The organism is Streptomyces monomycini (assembly GCF_022271435.1).
Lineage (GTDB): Bacteria > Actinomycetota > Actinomycetes > Streptomycetales > Streptomycetaceae > Streptomyces > Streptomyces monomycini.
In genome coordinates this window covers 1-20,991 of the sequence record NZ_JAFIQY010000073.1, presented here as the reverse complement: position 1 = coordinate 20,991, position 20,991 = coordinate 1, and the positions used below count along the sequence as shown (strand labels likewise).

Genomic DNA, 20,991 nt, shown 5'->3' with positions numbered 1-20,991 from the left:
AAGGGCCTGGTGGACGCCCAGATCTTCGTGATCGACGTGGCGGGCGGCGACGACATCCCCCGCAAGGGCGGCCCCGGCGTCACCACCGCCGACCTGCTGGTGGTCAACAAGACCGACCTCGCCCCCTACGTCGGCGTCGACCTGGACGGCATGGCCCGCGACGCCAAGAACCAGCGCGGCGACCTGCCCGTCACCTTCACCTGCCTCAAGACCGCCAACGGCGTCCAGCCGGTCACCGACTGGGTCCGCGCCCGCCTCACCGACTGGACCACGGACCCCGCATGACCCTCGCGCCTCCCGAGCGGACCCGGCCCCGGAACCCCGGGCCGGTACGCGTGCCCGACGCCGCCCCGGCGGCGCACGGTCTGCGCGCCACGGCCCGCGTCACCGCGCGGACCGGCACGGACGGCACGACCCGCCTGCCCGTGCTGGACGGCGACGGGCCGCTCGCGCTGCGCCGCGTCCGTGCGTACGGGAAGCAGGCCCGGGTGTGTGTCGTCGGTGCCATGAGCGCCCCGCTCGGCGGCGACCGGCTGCGCATCGAGGTGACCGCCGAGGACGGCGCCGACCTGTGCGTCACGGCGGCCGCGGCGACCGTCGCGCTGCCGGGGCGTACCGGCGGCCACGCCACGTACGACGTGGAGCTGACCGTCGGTGAAGGGGCCCGGCTGGAGTGGCTGCCCGAACCGCTGATCTCCGCCGAGGGCAGCGACCTGCGGATGACGACGACCGTGCACCTCGCGCCGACCGCGCGGCTCGTGCTGCGGGAGGAGCAGGTGCTGGGGCGCAGCGGAGAGCGGACCGGGCGGCTGAGCAGCCGCCTCACGGTCCACCGCGCCGGACGTACGCTGCTCGACCAGGAGACGGCGTACGGACCCGGCACCCCGGGCTGGGACACCGCGGCGGTCCTCGGCGGCAACCGTGCCACGGGCCAGCTCCTGGTCGTGGACCCGGCGTACGACGAGCGGCCCGCGGACGTTCTGCTGCTCGGCACGGGGCCGGGGGAGGGGCAGGGCGTCCGCAGCCCGCTCGCCGGGCCCGCCGCGCTGACGACCGCGGTCGCACCGGACGGGCTGCGGGTGCGGCGCCTTCTGGAGGCAGGAGGACAGCGGTAACGGGGGCGGTCCCGGGACAGGAACGGCGCGATCCGGGAACGCGTCACGTCCTGCCGCCGTATGCTGACGGCCGTGGGATTACGGCGGGGGGCCAGGGCGGTCGAGAACGTCGTCGTCGCCAAGCAGATGCGGCGCTTCTTCAAAGCGCTGCCGGCGGCGGAACGCAGAGATCCGAAGCGGGTGGCCCAGGCGTACGGCCGGCATCTGTTCCATGAGCGCCGACGTACTCTGGTGGATGAGAAACGGTTCGCCGACTGCCGCTTCCACGTCGGGATCGGCGTCGGGCCGACCGGTTTCGAGCGGCTGACCCAGCGGGCCGTGCTCGTCTCCGACACGCTCCTGCTGTCGCATCACGGCCAGGGCCCCCGGCACCTGATCCAGACCCTGGACAGCCGGGGGAGCCTGAGTTCCGCGGACTTCCCCTACGACGACGGCGGCCCCGGGTACCAGGAGCCGCCGGGCGAATACACCGGCGGCACCGTCGACACGGAAACCCTGCACATGCGCTGCCCGGACCTGGACTACCTGGGCCGGTGGCTGCTGAAGGCGGAACCGCTGCTGCGCGCCGGCTCCGCTTGGTACCTGCCGTCCTACTCCGTGGCGCGGAGCACGGAGTACTACTACCCGGACGGCACTGTCTCCGCCCCGGCCGCTGGGCACGCGCGGGTGCCGAGTCTGCTGGACTTCATGCAGGACGGGCGACGGGTCATCGCGCAGAGCGATGCCCCAGCCGTGCTCTGCCGGGTGGTCCGCCCGGTGGTCGAGAACCTGGAGCTGCCGTATCTCGCAGGGGTGCCGCTGGATGTCTTCAGCACCATCACCGCGCAGGAGTTCGGGTCCTACCGCCTTCACCGGACCTGGCTGCGGGGGGAACTGGACGGCCTCGACGCCGCCTTGAACGCGACGGAGTCCGAACACGAGCTGACGAGGATCGGCGAACGCATCCGGGAGGGGATGTACGGCATGAACGCCCGGGTGCGGAAGGTGCGCCGTACCCGCGCGGTGGCGGCGTCGGGGGCCGCCTTCCTCACGGTCGGTGCCAGTCTCCTGGCCGTCCACGGCCCGTCGCTGTTGCAGGCAGTCAGCGCCGTGCTCGGCGGAGCCGCCTCCAGCGGGTTGTGGGTCGCTCTCCAGACGGTGGCGACACGCGGCGATCTGCGTGACGACCCTTGGTACTACGTGTGGGCTCTCTCGGAAGCTCAACGCGGCTTGTAGGGACACGGGGGCGCGTGGCGGAGACGAAGCGGCGCCGCTCCTGGGGGAGAGAGCGGCGCCGCGTACAGCAAGACGGCGGATCGGCGACATCGGTGCCGTCAGATGGCGGGCAATTCGCGAAGAACCGGAAAGCCCGTCGGTCCGTCGGTCCGTCAGTCCGTCAGCCCTCCAGCATCGCGGCGAGCACCGACCGCCAGTCCTCCCCCGGACGCTCCGTCAGTTCGTCCGCGAGCGCGCGGGCGGGGCGGTAGCGGCGACGGTGGTGCAGCAGGAAGTCCGGCCCGGCCGACTCGCCCGCTCCGTGCTCCGCCGCCGTGTCCGCGCCCGGGCCCGCGTGCGTGGCGTGGATCTCGCTGGAGCTGCCGAGCAGCCGGATCAGCTCGGCGGCGAAGTCGCGCCAGTCGACGTGGCCGCCGACCGCGTTGACGACACCGCCGGTCGGCCGTTCCACGCAGCTGACCAGCGCACGGGCCAGTGCCGCGCCGTGCACCCAGGGCGCGCCGTACCAACCGCGCTCCTGTGCGGGCAGCTCGATCGGCTCGCCGTTCCGCGCGGCCTGGTAGAACTGGCCGGTGGCGCCCCAGCGCAGCTGGTCGCGCAGCCTGGCGTGCGGTCCCCAGACGATGGGCACCCGCACCACGTCGGCGGCGCCTCGCCCGCCGCTCCCGGCGGCCTCCAGCAGCATCCGTTCGCAGTCGAGCTTGGCCCGGCCGTACGCGGTGAACGGCCCGGCCGGCGCGGTCTCCTTGGTCACCTCGGTCACCGGCGGCTGCCCGTACGCGTCCACGCTGCTGACGAAGACGAAGGTGCCCCGCCGCCAGCCGTCCAGCGCGGCGCGCATCGCCGCCAGGTCCACCTCGGGAGAGGTGAAGGTGCAGGCGGCGTGGATCACGGCGTCCGCACCGGCGGCCGCCGCCCGCAGGCTGTCCGGGTCGCCGAGGTCCCCTTCGCACAGCTCGATGCCGTCCGCCGCGAGGAGGTGCGCCGACTCGGGCCGTACGAGCGCCCGTACGGGACGGCCGCGTGCCGCCAGCTCCCGCAGGACGAAGGCGCCGACGCCACCGGTGGCACCGGTGACCAGGACCGTTCCGGTGCGGGCCGCCGAGGGCCGGGTGCTGCGCGGGGACGGGTCCGAGGGCCGGGCCGCGCTCTGGACGGCGGCCAGTGCTGCCGCGCGTTCCTCACCCCGTCCGTCCAGCAGGGCCGCGATGGCGCGTGGGCTGCGGTGCTCCATCACGTCGAGGCCGGTCAGCGGCAGGCCCAGCCGTTCGCGCAGCCGGTCGGCCAGTTGGACCGCGAGCAGCGAGTGTCCACCGAGCAGGAAGAAATCGTCGTCCAGCGCGGGGCGACGGCCCAACTGCTCGGTGAACGCGTCCAGTACGGCCTGCTCGCGCACTCCAACGATGCCGGCGGACGCGGCCGCCGCCGGTGCGCCCGGAAGGCGGCCGCGATCCACGGCACCGTCGGCCGTACGCGGCAGCACGTCCAGGACCGTCACGGCGGCCGGGACCGAGCCGGGCGCCAACCGCGTACGCAACGCGGCCCGCAGGCCCATGGGGTCGAGGGAGCCCGTGCGGCTCGGCACGACGTATGCGAGCGGCGGCCGGCCGTCGATCTCCAGCAGGAAGTACTCCGCCACTTCCGGCCGGTCGTGGAGGAGCTGCGCTGCCGGGTGGGCCGGCTCCGTACGGTCCGGGGCGCCGGCGTCGGACTGCGGCCGGGCCAGCGGGTGGCCGGGGTCGGCGGCCACCGCCGCCAGCAGGTCGGCGAAGCCGCGCAACAGCCGCCGGGCCGTCTGCTCGTCGAGCCGCGCCCGGTCGTACTGCACCAGGCAGCGCGGCGGCCTGCCGTCGCTCCGGTCCTCCTCCACGTAGAAGCCGAGACCGAACTTGGCCGTCCCCAGATCGACCTCGACCGGTTCGCTCACCAGTCCGGGCAGGTCCAGGGTGGTGGGCGCCCGCAGCACGTCGGCCGTGACGTCCACCAGGGGTTGGCCGTCCGCCCCGCGGGCCGCCGCTCCGAGCCGCTCGACGATCAGGTCGAACGGCACGTCCCGGTGCTGCTGTGCTTCCAGCAGCGCGTCCCGGACCCGGTCCAGCAGCGCGCCGAAGGTGCCCGTGCTCCGCGCGTCCACCCGGACGGGCAGGGTGTTCACGCACAGGCCGACCAGATTCCGTATCTCCGCCCGGTCACGGTGGCTGCCCGCGCAGCCGAGCACCAGGTCCGTACGGCCCGTCTGCTCCAGGAGGGCGGCGTACGCGGCGGCCAGGACGACGGTGAACAGCGTGCTCCGGTGCTCCCGGCCCACCGCGCGCAGCCCTTCGAGGACGGCGGGCGGCAGCGGCTCGGCGAGCAGGGCGGCCTGTCCGCGCCGGGCCGGGGCGCCGGAGTCCGCGGCGGGGGCGGGCAGCGGCACAGGCCGGGCGCCCGCGAGGCGGCCGAGCCAGAATTCCAGGCCGTTCTCCAGGGCGTCCACGGCGGCATGCTCACGGCGCGCGTAGTCCGCGTACTGCGGCGCAGGGGTGGCGAGCGTGCCGGTCAGCTCCCCGGCCAGCGCTTCGTCGCCGTCGAGCGCCGCCCCGTACAGCGCGCTCAGCTCGCGCGCGACGATGGCCAGCGAGCCGCCGTCGATCGCGATGTGATGCAGTGTCAGCAGTACGGTGTGGTCCTCGGCGGCATGCCGTACGGCCAGCGCGCGCAGCACCGGGCCGCTCGCCAGGTCGAAGGGCCGAGCGGCGGCCTCCCGCAGCAGTTCCGCCACGTCACCGTCCGCCGTCACCACCTCGACCGGAACCGCAGCGGCGTCCAGCGCCTCCTGGTACGGCTCGCCGTCACGCTGCCCGTACCGCGTACGCAGCACCGTATGACGGCGTACGAGAGCGGTCAGCGCCCGGCCCAGCGCCTGCGGGTCGAACGGCCCGCGCACCCGGGCCGCGAACGGCACGTGGTACGCGGCGCCGCTGCCGCCGAGGCGGTCCATCAGCCACATGCGGCGCTGTGCCGCGGAGAGCGGTGCGGGACCTGTCGTGTCTTCTGTGCCATCCGTGCCGACGGCGGCCGCAGGCGCCACGCTCTCGCGCTTGGCAGCCTGCCGCTGTCGGGCGATCCGCAGCAGCGCCGCCTCGCGGGCGGTGTCCGGAGCGGTGGTCATCGCAGATCCTCCAAAGCAGCTGAGGCGGCCGGTCCGTCGCCGGGCGCGCCCGGGGCCTCGTGCAGGTGCAGCAGGGCCCGTTCGACGTGTGCCGCCTGCGCGGCGACCGTGGGGGCGGCGAAGAAGTCGGCGAGCGAGATCTCCACGCCCAGGTCCTCGCGGAGGTCCTCCACGACGCACAGCGCCAGCAGCGAGTGCCCGCCGAGCGCGATGAAGTCCGCCTCGGGGTCGTCCACCGGGTGGCCCAGGGCCTGGCTCCACAGGTCGGCGACGACCTGCTGGAGAGGTGACAGATGACCGGGCGCGGCCGGGAGGGGCCCGGCCTCCGGGGCACCGTCCGGTTCCCCGCCGCCCTCCACCGTCCGTTCGGCCAGCGACCGCCGGTCCACCTTGCCGACCCCGGTCATCGGGAGCGCGTCCACGAACACCCACGCGTTGGGCACCAGATGGGACGGCAGGCGGCCCTCCAGGTGGGCGCGCAGCGCCGCCGCTCCGGCGGCCGCACCGTCCTGCCGTACGACGAAGGCCACCAGCCGCGCGTCGTCCGGCGCCGGACGCTGGACGACCACGGCCGCGTCGGCGACCCCGGTGTGCTCGCGCAGCGCGTGCTCGATCTCGCCCGGCTCGATCCGGAAGCCGCGTACCTTGATCTGGTCGTCGGTCCGGCCGTGGAAGTCCAGCGTGCCGTCGGGGCGCGCCGAGACCACGTCGCCGGTGCGGTAGAGCCGGCCGGCCGTCGAGTGGCCGACGAAGGCTTCCGCCGTGCGGTCCGGCTGTCCGACGTAGCCGAGCGCCAGCCGCGGGCCGCCGAGCCACAGCTCGCCGCGTACACCTGGCGCCACCGGCTCACCGTGCTCGTCCATGACGTACGCGGTCGTCCCGGCGATCGGGCGGCCGATGGGCGGCGGGGCGTCGCAGTCGGCGTCCGTCACGCGGTGCGCGGTGGCGAAGGTGGTCGCCTCGGTCGGCCCGTACCCGTTGACCAGCTCCAGCCAGGGGTGGGCGCGCAGTACGGAGCGCGCGTGCTGCGCGGACAGCGCCTCGCCGCCCACCAGTACGCCACGCAGCAGCCCGAAGAGCGGGGACCGCCGGGCGGCCAGGTGGTGGAAGAGCGCGGTGGTCAGCACGGTGACGGTCGCGCCGAGGCGCTCCGCGTCCCGCGCCAGGCCGGCCGGCGAGAGCCGGTCGGCGGTGGACACCGCGACCGCGGCGCCGTTGGCCAGCGCGGCCCACACCTCGAAGGCGGCGGCGTCGAAGGTGACGGGGGAGTGGAACAGCACCCGGTCGCGGGGCGTGAGGGTGACGTACTCGGGCCGGTGCGCCAGGCGCGCGATGCCCTGGTGGGTGACGGCCACGCCCTTGGGCTGCCCGGTCGAGCCGGAGGTGAACATCACGTAGGCGACGGCGTCCGGGGCGCAGGTGTCTTCGGCGGGCGCGTGCGCGTCGTCCCCGGCGTGGCCCGCCACGCGGGCGGGCGGCGGCAGCGCCCGGTCACCGGGGATGCCCGCCGCCTCCACCAGGTCCTTGTCACCGACCGTCAGTACCGCTCCGGCCGTCTCCAGCATGGTCGCGATGCGCGGCGCGGGATGGTCGGCGTCCAGCGGTACGTAGTGTCCGCCCGCCCACCAGACGGCGAGCTGGGTGACCACGAGGGGCACCGAGTGCGGCAACAGGACGCCGACGGCGTCGCCGGGACGCACGCCACGGTCGTGCAGCGTGCGGGCGAAGCCGCGTGCGGCCGCGGCGAGTTCCGCGTAGCTCAGGAACGTTTCGCCGTCGGTCACGGCGAGTGCGTCGGGGGTGGCGCGGGCGAAGTGCGCGACGCGTCCGGGCAGGCCGGTCGTGAGGCCGGTCGTGAGGTCGGTCATCTCACACCCCCGCCAGGTCGGTGGCGGCACGCCGGGTGTCCACCAGCGCCGCCAGCGCCCGCAGGTCGGGCTGCCGCAGCACCTCGGGCGCCCGCAGCCGTACGCCGCAGTGCTCCTCGATGCCGGTCAGCAGCCGGGCGGTGGACAGGGAGTTGCCGCCGGCCGCGGCGAAGTTGTCGCCCGTGCCGAGGGCCCGGCTGCCGAGCAGGTCGCGGCAGAGGCGCAGGACCAGCTCCTCGGTCGGCGACTGCGGCGCGCCGTCGCCCTCCGGGCCCGTGCCTCCGCCGGCCGCCGCCTCTTCGGCTGCCGCCTCGTCGGCCGCCAGGAGGGCGGCCCGGTCGACCTTGCCGTTGGCGTCCAGCGGGAAGCTGTCGAGGAAGCGTACGACGGCCGGTACGGCCTGTTCGGGCAGCCAGCCGCGGGCTTCGCGGATCAGCTCGTCCGCGGCCGGTACCGGCTCCCCGGGGACGGGCAGGACGAAGGCGACGAGCCGGGTGGCCCCGCCCGCGGCGGTCTGCACGGCGACCGCGGACCGCCGTACGCCCGCGTGGTGCTCGAACGCCGCCTCCACTTCGGCGAGTTCGACGCGTACGCCGCTCACCTTGACCTGGTCGTCCAGCCGCCCGAGGAAGTCCAGCACCCCGTCGGGCCGCATCCGTACCCGGTCGCCGGTGCGGTAGACGCGGGCGGTCCCGGTGACACCGTCCGGCGGGGCCACGAAACGGGCCGCCGTCAGGTCCGCGTCCAGATAGCCGAGCGACAGCACGTCGCCGCCGATGCGCAGTTCACCGGCCTCGCCGCGCGGGACCACGCGGCCCGCCTCGTCGGTGACGCAGACGACGGCGCCGTCGACGGGCGTGCCGATCGGCGGGGGAGCGGTGTCGCCGTCGTCGGCCTCGACGTGGTGCGCCGTGGTGATGACGGTGGCCTCGGCGGGGCCGTACGCGTTGTGCACCCGGGCCGTGACCTGCGGCGCGGGGCGGCGGCGCAGCCGGTCGCCGCCCACCACCAGGTGGCGCAGGTCGGGCAGGTCCGGCCAGGGGCGTTCGAGGACGGTCTCGGCGAGCGGCGTGGGCAGGATGGCGACGGACACCTTGGCGCGCCGCCACCAGCCGGTGAGGGCGTCCGGGTCCCAGCGCACCTCCTCCGGCGGCACGCTCAGTGTGCCGCCCGAGGTGAGCGCCGCCCACAGTTCCTTGAGGTGCGGGTCGAAGGAGACCCCGATCAGCAGGCTGTGCCGGTCCCCGGGCCGGGCCCCGGTGTACGCGTGGTACCAGTCCAGCAGCGAGCCGAGCGACGAGCGGCCCACCGCGACGGCCTTGGGGGTGCCGGTGGAACCCGACGTCAGTACGGCGTAGAAGGTGCCGGGCGGGGCGGTCGGCGCGGTGGCGGTGGCGGGCCCGGCGCGGAACGCGGCCACGACACTGCTGGCCGCGTTGGCGCCCTCCGCGGGCAGCGGCAGGGACACGGCACTCGTCCCGGCACCCGTACGGTACGCAGCGGGCAGCAGCACGGGGTCGCCGACGAGGCAGCCCACGCCCAGCCGCTCGGTCACCGCCGTCAGCCGGTGCTCGCCGGGGCGCGGCCCCAGCGGCAGGTAGACGGCGCCGAGCCGGGCGAGCCCGACCGCCACCGCGACCAGCGCGGCCGAGCGGTCGAGGCACACCCCGACCAGGTCACCGGGGGCCACCCGGCCGCGCAGCGACTCGGCCACGACATGCGCCAGGGCGTCCACCTCGGCGTAGCTCCAGGACAGTTCGCCGTCCTCGACGGCGGGCGCGTCAGGGGTGCTGCGCACCCAGTGCTCGTACCGGGCGAGGATGTCGGACCGGTCGGTGGCCTCCGCCGGCGTACCGGATGCGGCGCCGTACGCGATGCTGAGCCGGTCGTCCTGCGGACTGCCGCCGGGACGCTCGTGGGCTGAAATACTCATGATTCCTCTGCGGTTCGCGAGTTCACGCATTCGTAAGGGGCGGGGCCGGGGGCGGTCGTCCGGCCCCCGGGCCCCGGAGGGCGGACGGCTCAGCCGAGACCCATGGACCGGGCGACGATCACCTTCTGGATCTCCGAGGTCCCCTCGATGATCGTCATCATCCGGACATAGCGGTACAGGAACTCCAGCGGATGCCCGCGCACCCACCCCGTGGCGCCGTGCACCTGAAGGGCCCGGTCCACCACCCGCACCGCGGTCTCCGACGAGGTCAGCTTGGCCAGCGCGGCGTTCTCCGGCGCCTCCGTGCCGCTGTCCACCAGCCGCGCGCAGGCCAGTGTCAGCAGCTTGGCCGCCTCGATCTCCGCACGGCTGGTCACCAGGTGCTCCTGCACATGCTGGTACGCGCCGATGCGCTCGCCGAAGGCCCGCCGTTCACGGGCGTACGCGATGCCCTGCTCCAGCGCGTACTCGGCGATGCCGTCGCACATCGCGGCCACCACCAGGCGGCCCCGGGACAGGCTGTCCATGCCGTTGCCGAGCGCCGAACCGACCCCGTCGGGGCCGCCGATCACGGCGTCCGCCGGCACCCGCGCGTCCTCCAGCAGCAGCTCGTACAGCGGCTCGCCGGACATGCCGTCGTACCGCTGCCCGATCCGCAGCCCCGGGTTGCCCGCCTCCACCACGAAGGCGGTCGGCTCACCCCCGGCCGAGGCGACGACCAGGGTGAAGTCCGCCCGGTCGGCGTTGCTCACGAAGGTCTTGCGGCCCTTGAGGACCCACTCGCCGGTGGCTTCGTCCCGCACGGCGGTGGTGGTCAGGTGGAACGCGTCCGAGCCCGCGTGCGGTTCGGTCAGCGCCAGACAGCGCACCGCCTCGCCGCGCACCAGCGGCTTGAGATAGCGCTCGATCTGCTCCTGCGTGCCGTGCCGCAGCAGCGGACTCGGGCCGTCGGAGCCGGCGAGGGCGTACGGCGCGAGGGGGCAGCCGCTGCGGCCCGCCGCGTGGTGCAGCAGCACCACGGCGGTGAACGGCATGCCGGAGCCGCCCAGCTCCTCGGGATAGTCACCCGCGTAGAAGCCGAGGGCCGCCGAGCGACGGCGCACATAGTCCCGCAGCTCGGCCGGGGGCAGGTCGGCGTCCTCCGGCAGGTCCGCCGCCAGCGGCACCAGCTCCTTGCGGATGAACGCCTCGAAGGAGGCGGTCAGTTCCCGGTGGTCGGCCTCCAGGACCGACGAGGGGTAGCTGCTCACGCCGCGACCTCCCGCACCGCACGGGCCTGGTCGGCCAGCACCGGGTTCTGGAAGAACAGCCGCAGCGGCGGCCGGCTGCCGAGCCGGGGCTCCAGCCAGGCGGCGAGCTGCGCGGCCAGCAGGGAGTGGCCGCCGATCTGGAAGAAGTGCGACGCCGGGGTGAAGTCGTCGTGGCCCAGCACCTCGCGCCAGGCCTCGGAGAGCAGCGCCACCTGCGGGTCGGCGGGCTCGCCGGGCGTCTCGGCCGCGGCGTTCCCGGCCGCCTCCTCGGGCGGCAGCCCGGCCACCCGGCGGGCCAGCGCCGCGCGGTCGGGCTTGCCGCCCTGGAGCGTCGGCATGGCGTCCAGCCGTATCCAGCGGGCCGGTACGAGCGCGGTGGGCAGCCGGCGGGACAGCGCGGCGTGCAGCTCCTGCTCGTCCGGCTCCGCACCGTCCCCGGCGCGGGATTCCAGGAAGCCGATCAGCCGCGGCCCGGCGGGGCCGCCCGGATCGAGCACGACGGCGGACGACCGGCCGCCCAACTCGGCGGAGGCCGCGGCCTCCACCTCTTCCAGCTCGATGCGGTAACCCCGCAGCTTGACCTGGTTGTCGCGGCGGCCCAGGAAGCAGAGCCGCCCGGTCAGGTCCCGGTAGCCCAGGTCGCCGGTGCGGTAGACCCGCTCGCCGCCCAGGGCGTCCGGCGTCACGAAGCGCTCGGCGGTGGCCTGCGCGTTGCCGAAGTATCCGTCGGCCAGCCCGGCGCCCGCGACGGCCAGTTCACCGACCGCGCCGGCGGGCAGCGGCCGCAGCCCGGCGTCGAGGACATGCACCCGGGTGCCCGGGAGTTCCGCGCCGAGCGGGACCTCGGCGCCGTCCCGCAGGTCTTCGCGGGTCACCTCGTGGACGGTGCTGGTGATCGCCGCCTCGGTCACGCCGTACGCGTTGAACACGGCGATCGACGGCGATCCGGCGGCGGCGTCCACGGCGTCGAACAGCTCGCGCAGCGCGCCGACCGGCAGCCGCTCACCGCCCAGGACGATCACGCGCGGGGCCCAGCGGCCGTCCCGCAGCGCCTCGCCCAGCTCCTGCCGTACGGCGAGGAAGTAGCTGGTCGGCAGGTTGGCGACGGTGACGCGACGGGCCGCGAGGACCGCGGTCAGCTCGTCCGGGGTGGGCACCTCGCGCTGCGGCAGCACCAGGCAGGCACCGGCCAGCAGCGACGGCAGCACCTCTTCCAGCGCCACGTCGAAGGACGGCTGGGCGAAGAGCAGCACCCGGTCCCGCTCCGTCAGGCCGTAGCGGCCCGCCGTGGCGCGGGCGTGCTGCGCCAGCGCGGCCCGGCTCACCACGACCGGCTTGGGCAGGCCGGTGGAGCCGGAGGTGTGGATCACGTACGCGGCGTCCTTGAAGGCGTCCGGGCCCAGGTCCTGGGCCGGGGCCGCTGCCTCCGGGAACGCGGGGCCGTCCAGCAGCGCCACCGGCAGCCCTTCGGCCGGGAGCGACAGCGCGCTCTCCCGCGTGGCCAGGACCAGCGCGGGGTTCAGCCGCTCCAGCAGCGTCTTCAGGCGCGTGGCCGGGTCGTTGGGGGAGAGGGGGCAGTACACGGCGCCGGTCCGCAGACAGGCGAGCAGCGTGACGACGGAGTCCGTGCCGCGCGGGAGGACGGCGGCCACCGGACGGCCCTCGGTCACTCCGGCCGCGCGGAGCCGGCGCGCCAGGTCGTCGACCCGGGCACCGAGCTGACCGTACGTCAGGCTCTGGGTGCCGCCGACGAGGGCGGGGCGGGCGGGGTCCTGGCGGGCGACCGGGTCGAGCACCTCGTCGGTGGGCAGGGCCGCGAGGGCGTCCGTCTCCTCCGGGCCGGTGGCGTGGTCAGCGGTCACCTCGGCGGCTCCCAGTGAGGCCAGCGGTGCTTCCGGGGTCTCCAGGTAGGCGCGCAGTACGTCGAGGAAACGTTCCGACAGGAGCCGGACCACGTCCTCGCCGAACAGGTCACGGTCGTAGTCCCACACCAGCGTCATCCCCGCGGCGCCCTGCCGCGGACCGACCGTCCGCCGGTCGTCCGGCATCAGCACCAGGTCCAGGTCGAAGCGCGTGGTACCGGTGTTGAAGCCCTCGTACAGCGCCACCTCCAGCTCCGGCACCTCGATCTCCGGCAGCGCCGCGTCGTGCGCGCTGAACATCACGCTGAACAGCGGGTTGTCCGCGCCGGAGGTGTGCCGGCCGAGCGCCCGCGTCAGCTCCTGCACCGGCACCTCCTGGTGCGGCAGGGCCCGGATCAGCGTGTCGGTGACCTCGTCCACCGTCTCCAGCGCCCCGGCGGCCGGGTCCGGCCGCAGGCGCAGCGGAATCGTGTTGACGAACATGCCGACGGTGCCCTCGAAGCCCACCGGACGGTTGCCCACCGCCGTGCCGACAACGATGTCGGTCCGTCCGCTGTGCCGACGCAACAGCTCCGCGAACAGGCTCAGCAGCGTGGAGAACGGCGTGTGCCCCTGGGCGCGGCTGCTCTCCCGCAGCCGCTCGGCCAGGTCGGCACCGATGGCCTGGCGCAGCTGCCCGCCCGCGTGGCGGCGCTGCGCACCGGGCCGGGCGAGGCCGGGCAGCGGCAGGTCGAAGGTGGCGTCCGACAGCTCAGCCGTCCAGTGCGCCAGGCTGGCGGACCGGTCGGCGACGGCCGCGGCGCGCGCGTGGTCCTCGTACGAGCGTGCCGCCGACAGCTCCACCGGCTCGCCGAGCACCTGACACCGGTACACGGTGAACACGTCGTGCAGCAGGATCGCGAAGGAGTGGCCGTCGTGGATCAGGTGGTGCTCGACGTGCACGACCCGGTGGTGCCGCTCGCCCAGCCGGGCCAGGCACCAACGCAGCAGCGGCGCCTCGGTGGTGTCGAGCGGCGTCACGGCCTCGGTCCGCAGCAGCTCCTGGAACGCGGCCTCCGGGTCGGCCTCCTGGGAGAGGTCCACCGTGCGCATCCGTGGCTCACATCGTTCGCGTACCCGCTGTTCGGGCACCTCGCCCGGCCGCTCGACGAGTTCGAGGCGCAGGCCGGCGTGCCGGTCGAGCGCGGCGCCGAGCGCGGTGCGCAGGGCCGCCTCGTCGAGTCGGCCCCAGAGGTCGATCGACGCCGTGAAGTTGTAGGCACGGCTGCCCGGCAGCATCTGCTCGTGCAGCCAGACGACGTCCTGGGACGGTGAGAGTGCGAACATGGTCCATCCTTCGGGTGGTGGATGAGGGTGGGCACGGCCCGGCGCCCGCTGTCGGTCGGACGCGGGGCCGGGTGGGTGGAGCGGTACGGCGGAGCCGGTGCCGGCCCGGGGTGAGGGCCGGGGCGCCGGCGTGCGGGTCAGGCCACGGGGGTGGTGGCAGTGGTGCGCTCCTGGCCGGGCAGTCCGGCCGGGATGCTGGTTGGTTCGGCGGGTTCACCGGACAGTTGGGCGGTCAGGGCGGTGAAGGCGTCGTGGACGAGGCCGTCCGGGAAGGCGTCCCGGTCCCAGGCCAGCCGTACGAGCAGGTCGGACCCGTACGAGACGGAGACCGCGAACGGCGCCTGGAGCGGCCGCCCGTCGATGTGCACCTCCCGGCCCGCGACGCCGTCCAGCTCCAGCGGCGGACGGCGGTGCAGGTCCTCGAAGGTCAGCAGACCGTCCAGCTGCCCCGTCCAGGGGACGGTGGCCGTCCGGGCCGCCCGGACCACCTCGTCGAACGGGGTGTCGGCGTGGTCGAGGTCGTCCCACCAGGTGGTGGTCAGGTCGTCCGGGCCGCAGGCGAAGGCCGGGTGCACGACGGTGTTGAGGAAGCAGCCGAGGACGGGCGGCGCCGCGGCGGGGCGGCCGCCCCAGGGGTAGCCGAGCAGCGGCGTACGGCCGGGCGCGTTCGCCTCGCCCAGAGCGCGCGCGGCACTTCCGCACGCCCCGAGCAGCACGGGGAAGGCGGTGGCCCGCCCGTCACCGCTTCGGACCGGGAGGCGCGCTTGAAGCGCACCGGTGGGTCGCGGCGCGGCCGGTGCGGACGCTTGCCGGGCAGCGGGCTGCCCGGGAGCCGCGCTCGCGTCGCTGTCCGCGAGCGCCGGGGCGATCCTGCGCGCCCAGTACGCGAGCGCGTCCGGCCCCGACGCCCTCTTCTCCGCGTCGAGTTGCAGGCGTACGGCCTCCCGGTACCCGGCCACCTCCACCGCGGCACGGTCCTGCGGCACATCGCCGGGACCGAGCCCGTGCCCGTACGCCTCGCCGAGGTCGGCGGAGATCCGGCCGAGCGACTGCTCGTCGCACACGGCGTGGTCGAGGGCGAGGGCGAGGATTTCCTCGGGGCCGGTGGAGCTGTCGGTGTCGGCGTGGGCATCGGCAGCGCGATCGCCACCGGCGCCGGAGCCGGCGTGGGCACCGGAGGAGCCATCGGCGTCGGCCAGGAACAGTCGCAGCGGCGGGCCTTCGGCCGACCAGGCCAGCAGCGTCCGGCGCAGGGCCGCCGCCGCGCTCTCGCCGGGGCGCGGAGTCACCCTGTTCACCTGCGCCTCAGGCGCACCGAGCCGCTGGACGGGCGCCCCGCGCAGGACGTCGGGCCGGGTACGCAGCGCGGGGTGCGCCGCGGCCAGGTGGCCCGCGGCCGCACGCAGCCGCTCCAGGTCGATCGTGCCGCGCGGGAAGGCGAAGAACAGCGGTACGACGTCGGGCCGGCCACCGGGCGCCAGTCGCCGGGCGAGCAGGAACCGCCGCTGCGCACCGGTGACGGGCAGCAGCGCCGCCGGGTTGCCCACCCCGGCGGCGGCCTTCTCGTAGCGGGCGAGGTACTGCTCCGTGATGTTGCCGGTGGCCCGGCGGACGCCGGTGCCGGTGGTGAAGCGGGTACGGACGCCGGTGCCGGCCGGCTGGCCGGTGCTGATACCGACTGTCGTGCTGGGGTCCACGATGACCTCCTTTGCGCCGCCGCGGACGGGGCGTTGCGTACAAGACGTGTGAGACGTGTGAGTCGTAGCGGATACATACGAGACGTATGAGCCGCGTGCGATGTACGAGACGGATGATCGGTGTGAGGCGTGCGGACGCAGCCGCAGCCGCAGCCGCGCACGCGGAAACCGCGCGGGAGCACGGCGGCCGGATCACCGGCTCCGGCCCACCGGCCGGCTGACCCACGTCGGCGGGTGGGTCAGCCGGCCGCTCCGGGCGCATCAACTGCCTCGGAGGCCGCCCCGGTTCCAGCTTCGTGCGCCGCCTCTCCGTGCGCTTCTCCGGCGGCCGGCAGGTCCCGCAGCTTGCGCAGGGGGGACAGCAGCAGGGGGATCGGTACGAGCAGGAAGCCCACCGCGCACACCCATACGGCGGCCCGCGGCCCGGCCGCTCCGGCGATGGATCCGCCGGCCAGCGCGCCGAGCGGCATGGTCCCCCAGACCATGAACCGCAGCGTGGCGTTCATCCGGCCCAGCAGCGCGTCGGGGCAGAGCAGTTGCCGGAAGCTCACCTGGGCCACGTTGTAGACGACCGCGCCGAAGAAGACGGCGCCCGAGCCGAGCGCGAACCATCCGGCGGCGGCCCCCTGCCCGGACAGCGGCCACAGCAGGGCGAACGGCCCGGTGACCAGGGGAGCGAGCCAGATGATGCGGGCCTGCCCCAGCCGCCGGGCAACCGTCCCGGCGCACAGCGCGCCGGTCAGGCCGCCGACGGCGGAGGCGGACAGCATCAGCCCGAGCACACCGGGCGGCAGGCCCAGGTCGCGGGTCAGGAACACGGTCTGTACGGCGACGAGCATCGCCGAGAAGAAGTTCGCCACCCCGGTCGACAGCGCGATCATGCGCAGTACGGGATGCCGCAGTACGAAGGCCAGGCCTTCCTTGACCTGCGCGGACAGCGACACACCGGGCGTGACCTCGGGCTCCGGCTCCCGGACGCGGATGCCGCGCAGGAACAGGGCGGACGCGAGGTATCCGGCCGCGTTGGCCAGTACGGCCACCGGCGGCCCGAGCAGTTGGACGATGCCGCCGCCCAGTCCGGGCCCGGCCACCTGTGCTGCCGAACGCGCGGTCTCCAGCGCACCGTTGCCCGCTACCAGTTGCGGGCCGGGCAGTACCCTCGGCAGATAGCTCTGGTGGGCGACGTCGAAGAACACGGTGGCGACGCCGGTGACGAAGGCCACCACGTACAGCTGGGCCATCGTCAGGGCGTGGCACGCCGCGGCGAGCGGCACGCTGCCCATCGCCACCGCGCGCACCACATCCGTACGGATCAGCAGCGGCAGCCGCCGGACCCGGTCCACCCAGGCGCCCGCCGGCAGCCCGATGAGCAGGAACGCGGCGGTCTCGGCCGCGGTGAGCAGGCCCACTTCGAAAGCCGAGGCGTGCAGCCCGACGACGGCCACCAGGGGCAGGGCCACGAGGGCCACTTGGGTGCCTGCCTGGCTGGCCGCGGCCCCGGCGAGCAGCAGCCGGAAGTCGCGATGGCGGAGGAGCCCGTCACCGGCGCGGCTGCCGGAGGCTCGTGAGGTGGTCACATGGCTGACATTTGGTGATGAAGAGCGGGCGGGTCAAAACGACCGTAGGTTTTCCGGACAGCTTGATCCGCATTCCGGACGCTGTATGAATGTTTTGTCGTAAACCGTCCGTTCTCTCCGGTCCACCCTGCCCTGAGGTGACCTGCTACATCCTCACCAAACGTTCACTCGGCGACCATTTTTTCGGCCGTCGAGCGAATGTCCGGTTAGTGCGGCTGGGGGTGTTCAGAAGCCGTAAGGACTGCTGACGTGCAGCGCGGAATGTGTTACGAGCTGTGAACCCAGCGTGGTCACGATCGCCTGGCCTCCGGCTCCGGTGCCCGGCGGTCCACCTCCAGGGCCCGGGACGCCGGTCCCGCGCCGTGCCCGGAGCGCCCGCGCCGCCTGCCCGACCCGGGGCGTACGGTCAGGCCCAGCCGGCACCGGTCCAAGTACTCCGTGATCTGCTCGTCGTCCCAGCCGCCCGCCTCCCGCAGCCCCGACGACAGATGCGCCAGATAGGCGTCGGTCGGCTGCGTGCGCGGGACCTCGCCCGCGCGCCACGGCGCGGTGAAGGTGAGCAGCGGCAGGCCGTCCAGCGCGCCGGGGTGCACCAGCGTCTCGTAGCGGCCGGGGCCGAACCGGGCCCGTCCCCGGTCCAGCACTTCGGCCAGGTCCAGGTCCGCCGCCGGGACCCGGTGCATCTCCTGTGCGGCGATGTCGGAGAACTGGCTCCGTGTCACCAGGTGGGCGCGGGCCCAGACCTCGCCGGGCCCGTCCGGGTCGTAGAACGCCACGCCGCCCGTCCAGTTCAGCGACTCCAGCGCGAAGTACATGGTCCCCGGCAGGACGACCGGTACGGAACGGGCGGGCGGCCTGGGGTCACGGCACCCCGGACACGTACGCAGGCCGCCCGGCGGGCGCCCGCCCGCCAGGTAATGGCGCAGCCGCGCGCCGTGCATGTTGGAGCCGTACGACACGTACCAGACGTGCACCGCAACATCCCTTCGCCGACGCGCCACCCGGGCCGGGCGGCACCCAGGGCCGAGCCGCATGTCAAGCCGCACATCCGGCCACAAACCAGGTCGTAAGCCATGGTGCGCCTGTCGATATCACAGATCACCGAACGAATCCTGCGGTTTGGTAAAGAAATGGAAGTGAGCCCTGTTCACAGGGGGGCGGCAGAAGACGGGATCCTCAGCCCGACGTCCGCACCATCGAGATCGCCGTGGACCGGATCGGCAGCACCGGCGGCAAGAGCGAGATGCTCGTCGACTCGGTCGTCGACCCGTCACGCGAGAAGGCCTGGTGCCAGGCCAGCCTCGACCAGGACCTCGTCTTCGAGACGCGCTGGAACGACTGGAAGAAGTGGGTCGCCCGGCACGACGCCGTCTACCCCATCGGCACCACCGAGGCCGAGGTGCAGGCGAAGCGGGAGCAGCTGCGCGCCACCGCAACCTGCCCTGCGCCACCTGACCGGAGAAGCCGCGGACCCCGGTCGAGGTACGAAGCGGCAAGGGCCTGCCCAGCGTCCTGATCGTGCAGAGCACCCGTGACGCGGCGACTCCGTACGACGGCGCCGTCGAGCTGCACAAGCGCCTCAAGGGCTCGCGGCTGATCACCGAGCAGGGGGCCGGCTCCACGGCGTCGCCGGTCTGGTCAGCCCCAGCCTCAACGACCGGGTCGACGCCTGCTTCCTGACCGGGAAGACCGACGCCGAGGACGTGACGTGCGCACCGCACGCCGCCCTGGAGCCGAGCAAGGCATAACCGGGGGTACGTGGTGCCGCCCGGGGAAAAGTGGCGCCACACGTGTGCCACCATGGCGTTATGGACCTCACGCCCTACGTCGACAACCTCCGGCACGAACTCGCGGTGGCCGCGGACGCGGGAGGAGACGAAGCGCGTGCCCTCGCCGAGCGGCTCACCGCCCCGCTGGAGTCGGCCGCCCGCCTCACCCTGCTGAACGCGCTGTCCGCCGCGATGGGGGAGGTCACCCGGGACCTGGCGCCGGGATCCGTCGACGTACGGCTGCGCGGCCTCGATCCCGAGTTCGTGGTGACGGCTCCGCCGGCCCCTCAGCCGTACGAGCAGGACGAGCCCGAAAGCGCGCCGGGCGGTGCATGGACCGCCGCTCCGGCCGCCCCCGTCGACGGCGGCGAGGGCGGCACGGCCCGGATCAACTTCCGGCTGCCCGCCCACCTCAAAGCCCGGGTCGAGGACGTGGCGGGCCGGGAGGGCCTGTCGGTCAACGCCTGGCTCGTACGGGCCGTCGCCTCGGCACTGGAACCCGGCGAACGCGGCCGCCCGTCCGGCCGCCAGCAGCACGGGGGCCGGCAGAGTTATACGGGCTGGGCCCGCTGACCGTAATGGTCTGTACTGGACCGAAGTGACGGACGCCCTCCACCACTTCGGCCCCGAAGCTCAATCCGAAGACCTGACACCGCGGTCGGGGCGCAGACGCCGGGTAAGGCCGCGGGGCGCCTGCTGCCGTGCCTTCGCCTCGTTCGCGTACATGTCCACGTACTCCTGTCCGGAGAGCCGCAGGATCTCGTACATGATCTCGTCGGTGACGGCGCGCAGCGCGGCGTGTTCGCCGTCCAGTCCGGCGAATCGCCCGAATTCCAGCGGTGTGCCGAAACGGATCGTGATCCGCATGGCGCGCGGCAGCCTCCGTCCGGTGGGCTGGGCCTCGAACGTGCCGATCATCGCGCACGGCACCACCGGCACCTGGGCCTTGATCGCCATTGCCGCCACACCCGTACGGCCTTTGTACAGCCGGCCGTCGTGCGAGCGTGTCCCCTCCGGATAAATTCCCAGCACCCGTCCTTTCCGCAGCACCGCCAGCCCGGATTTCAAGGCGGCCTGCGCCGCCTTTCCGCCGGACCGGTCCACCGGAATCTGGCCCACGCCGCGGAAGAAAGCGGCGGTCAACCGGCCCCGCACCCCGGGGCCGGTGAAATACTCGGCCTTTGCCAGAAACGTGACCCGGCGCGGCACGATCACCGGCATCACGAAGTGGTCCGAGAACGACAGATGATTTCCCGCGATGATGGCCGCCCCGGCCGGCGGTACATTGTCCAGTCCTTCCACATGCGGCCGGAAGAGCAGCCTCAGTAACGGCCCCAGAAATACGTACTTGAGAACCTGGTAGAACACAGGGCTTCCCCCTCACGCTCCGGAACCGGCATTGGCGGCGGGTGTTTTCGCAGGTCAGGCGAGGTGCAAGGGGAAATAGTGTACGTGCGGACACCGGCGTGCCGTAACCACCCGTCGGCGCCCGGATGCGCCCGAAAAGATCGTTACGGCGGACAGCCGGATGATCAGTGATCTTCCGGCGATATCGGCATGGGCCGAGCGCACGCACTGCGTGGCCGCACGGTGACGGACCGTCCCCGTTACTCGATCGTTCCGTCCCAGGTATTCACCCCATACCCGGCAATCAGCCGACTGGCGGTATCGTCCCGGAAAGCGGCTGATGCCGTCCGTCTTCCGGACATGCGGGGCGGATGGCGCTCTTCACAGGGGGGAACCGGGTTGCGAACGCCTCGCACACGTCGTCACGCGCGTCTCACGCCGACCGCCACGCAGGGCCCCGGGGGCCACTGCGGAGTGCCGCGGCGCCGCGCGGGCGGGCGTGTCCGGGGCGCCGTTCCACCCGGCGGCTCGGTACGGGTCGGAGGGAGCTGGTCCATCCGTAACCAGCTGTTCTGACCTTGTGACCTTTTGACCGAGTGCGCCCGACGCGACGGTCGACCTGCGCAGGGACCGCACGCGTCCGTGCGCAGTGCCCTTTCGGCACGGCCGTCGGGCCCGTCCCCTCGGTGAGGCGCCCGCGCCGCCCCGGGGATCTGTTTACTTCAGAGATGGTGTTCTGTGACTGAGATATCTGTGGTTGTCATCGTCTACAACGATGCGGAGCGGTTGCCTGCTGCGGTGGGGTCGGTGCTGGAGCAGTCGTTCGGTGATGTTGAGGTGGTGATTGTCGACGATTGCAGTTCGGATGGTTCTTTTGCGGT

The 20,991-nt window shown here is 73.9% G+C and carries 14 protein-coding genes and 1 pseudogene; 6 read left to right on the top strand and 9 right to left on the bottom strand.

From position 1 onward, the window contains the following. The 3 genes from JXZ78_RS39485 to JXZ78_RS39475 form a co-directional block, all read left to right on the top strand. A partial coding sequence (locus JXZ78_RS39485; RefSeq protein ID WP_275128691.1) for a GTP-binding protein occupies positions 1-285 on the top strand: 285 nt, incomplete at its 5' end. Beyond that, the gene (locus tag JXZ78_RS39480; RefSeq protein WP_030018714.1) at positions 282-1,115 is read left to right on the top strand and encodes an urease accessory protein UreD; all 834 of its coding nucleotides are present in this window, start codon (positions 282-284) and stop codon (positions 1,113-1,115) included. The genes JXZ78_RS39485 and JXZ78_RS39480, both read left to right, overlap by 4 nt. 72 nt (positions 1,116-1,187) lie before the next feature. Further along, a complete protein-coding gene (locus JXZ78_RS39475; protein ID WP_157851492.1) occupies positions 1,188-2,330 on the top strand; it encodes a hypothetical protein in 1,143 nt (380 codons plus the stop codon). Positions 2,331-2,490: 160 nt separating this feature from the next. Here the strand turns inward: JXZ78_RS39475 and JXZ78_RS39470 are convergent, their stop codons facing one another. The 8 genes from JXZ78_RS39470 to JXZ78_RS39435 all read right to left on the bottom strand — a co-directional run bounded on the left by JXZ78_RS39470 (position 2,491) and on the right by JXZ78_RS39435 (position 17,968). Then, positions 2,491-5,481: a condensation domain-containing protein gene (locus JXZ78_RS39470; RefSeq protein WP_030018712.1), complete on the bottom strand. Its 2,991-nt coding sequence runs from the start codon at positions 5,479-5,481 to the stop codon at positions 2,491-2,493. Continuing rightward, positions 5,478-7,349: a non-ribosomal peptide synthetase gene (locus JXZ78_RS39465; protein WP_030018711.1), complete on the bottom strand. Its 1,872-nt coding sequence runs from the start codon at positions 7,347-7,349 to the stop codon at positions 5,478-5,480. The genes JXZ78_RS39470 and JXZ78_RS39465 overlap by 4 nt, the downstream gene beginning before the upstream one ends. A 1-nt stretch (position 7,350) precedes the next feature. Then, the gene (locus JXZ78_RS39460; RefSeq protein ID WP_030018710.1) at positions 7,351-9,282 is read right to left on the bottom strand and encodes a non-ribosomal peptide synthetase; all 1,932 of its coding nucleotides are present in this window, start codon (positions 9,280-9,282) and stop codon (positions 7,351-7,353) included. Between the two features lie 89 nt (positions 9,283-9,371). Beyond that, positions 9,372-10,532 carry an acyl-CoA dehydrogenase family protein gene (locus JXZ78_RS39455; protein WP_030018709.1) on the bottom strand — a complete coding sequence of 387 codons (1,161 nt, stop codon included), beginning with the start codon at positions 10,530-10,532 and terminating at the stop codon, positions 9,372-9,374. Further along, a complete protein-coding gene (locus JXZ78_RS39450; RefSeq protein WP_030018708.1) occupies positions 10,529-13,720 on the bottom strand; it encodes a non-ribosomal peptide synthetase in 3,192 nt (1,063 codons plus the stop codon). Before JXZ78_RS39450 ends, JXZ78_RS39455 begins: the two co-directional genes overlap by 4 nt. A 137-nt stretch (positions 13,721-13,857) precedes the next feature. Further along, positions 13,858-15,417 (bottom strand): amino acid adenylation domain-containing protein, encoded by a 1,560-nt coding sequence (locus JXZ78_RS39445; RefSeq protein ID WP_208870113.1) that lies wholly within the window; start codon positions 15,415-15,417, stop codon positions 13,858-13,860. A gap of 239 nt (positions 15,418-15,656) precedes the next feature. Next, on the bottom strand, positions 15,657-16,994 hold the full coding sequence (locus tag JXZ78_RS39440) for an MFS transporter (RefSeq protein ID WP_030018706.1): 1,338 nt from the start codon (positions 16,992-16,994) through the stop codon (positions 15,657-15,659). Between the two features lie 290 nt (positions 16,995-17,284). Further along, on the bottom strand, positions 17,285-17,968 hold the full coding sequence (locus JXZ78_RS39435) for a hypothetical protein (RefSeq protein WP_050502183.1): 684 nt from the start codon (positions 17,966-17,968) through the stop codon (positions 17,285-17,287). Between the two features lie 269 nt (positions 17,969-18,237). Here JXZ78_RS39435 and JXZ78_RS39430 point away from each other — a divergent pair. Then, positions 18,238-18,742 (top strand): annotated as a pseudogene (locus tag JXZ78_RS39430) (alpha/beta hydrolase); the annotation flags it as partial. A 60-nt stretch (positions 18,743-18,802) separates the two neighbouring features. Then, entirely contained in the window at positions 18,803-19,336 is a 534-nt protein-coding gene (locus JXZ78_RS39425; RefSeq protein WP_030018703.1) for a hypothetical protein, read from the top strand. A gap of 60 nt (positions 19,337-19,396) precedes the next feature. Here the strand turns inward: JXZ78_RS39425 and JXZ78_RS39420 are convergent, their stop codons facing one another. After that, a complete protein-coding gene (locus tag JXZ78_RS39420) occupies positions 19,397-20,131 on the bottom strand; it encodes a lysophospholipid acyltransferase family protein (RefSeq protein ID WP_030018702.1) in 735 nt (244 codons plus the stop codon). Positions 20,132-20,848: 717 nt separating this feature from the next. On the opposite strand from JXZ78_RS39420, the gene JXZ78_RS41225 reads away from it, so the two are divergent. Then, on the top strand, positions 20,849-20,991 hold a 143-nt coding region (locus tag JXZ78_RS41225; protein WP_372498493.1), incomplete at its 3' end, for a glycosyltransferase family 2 protein.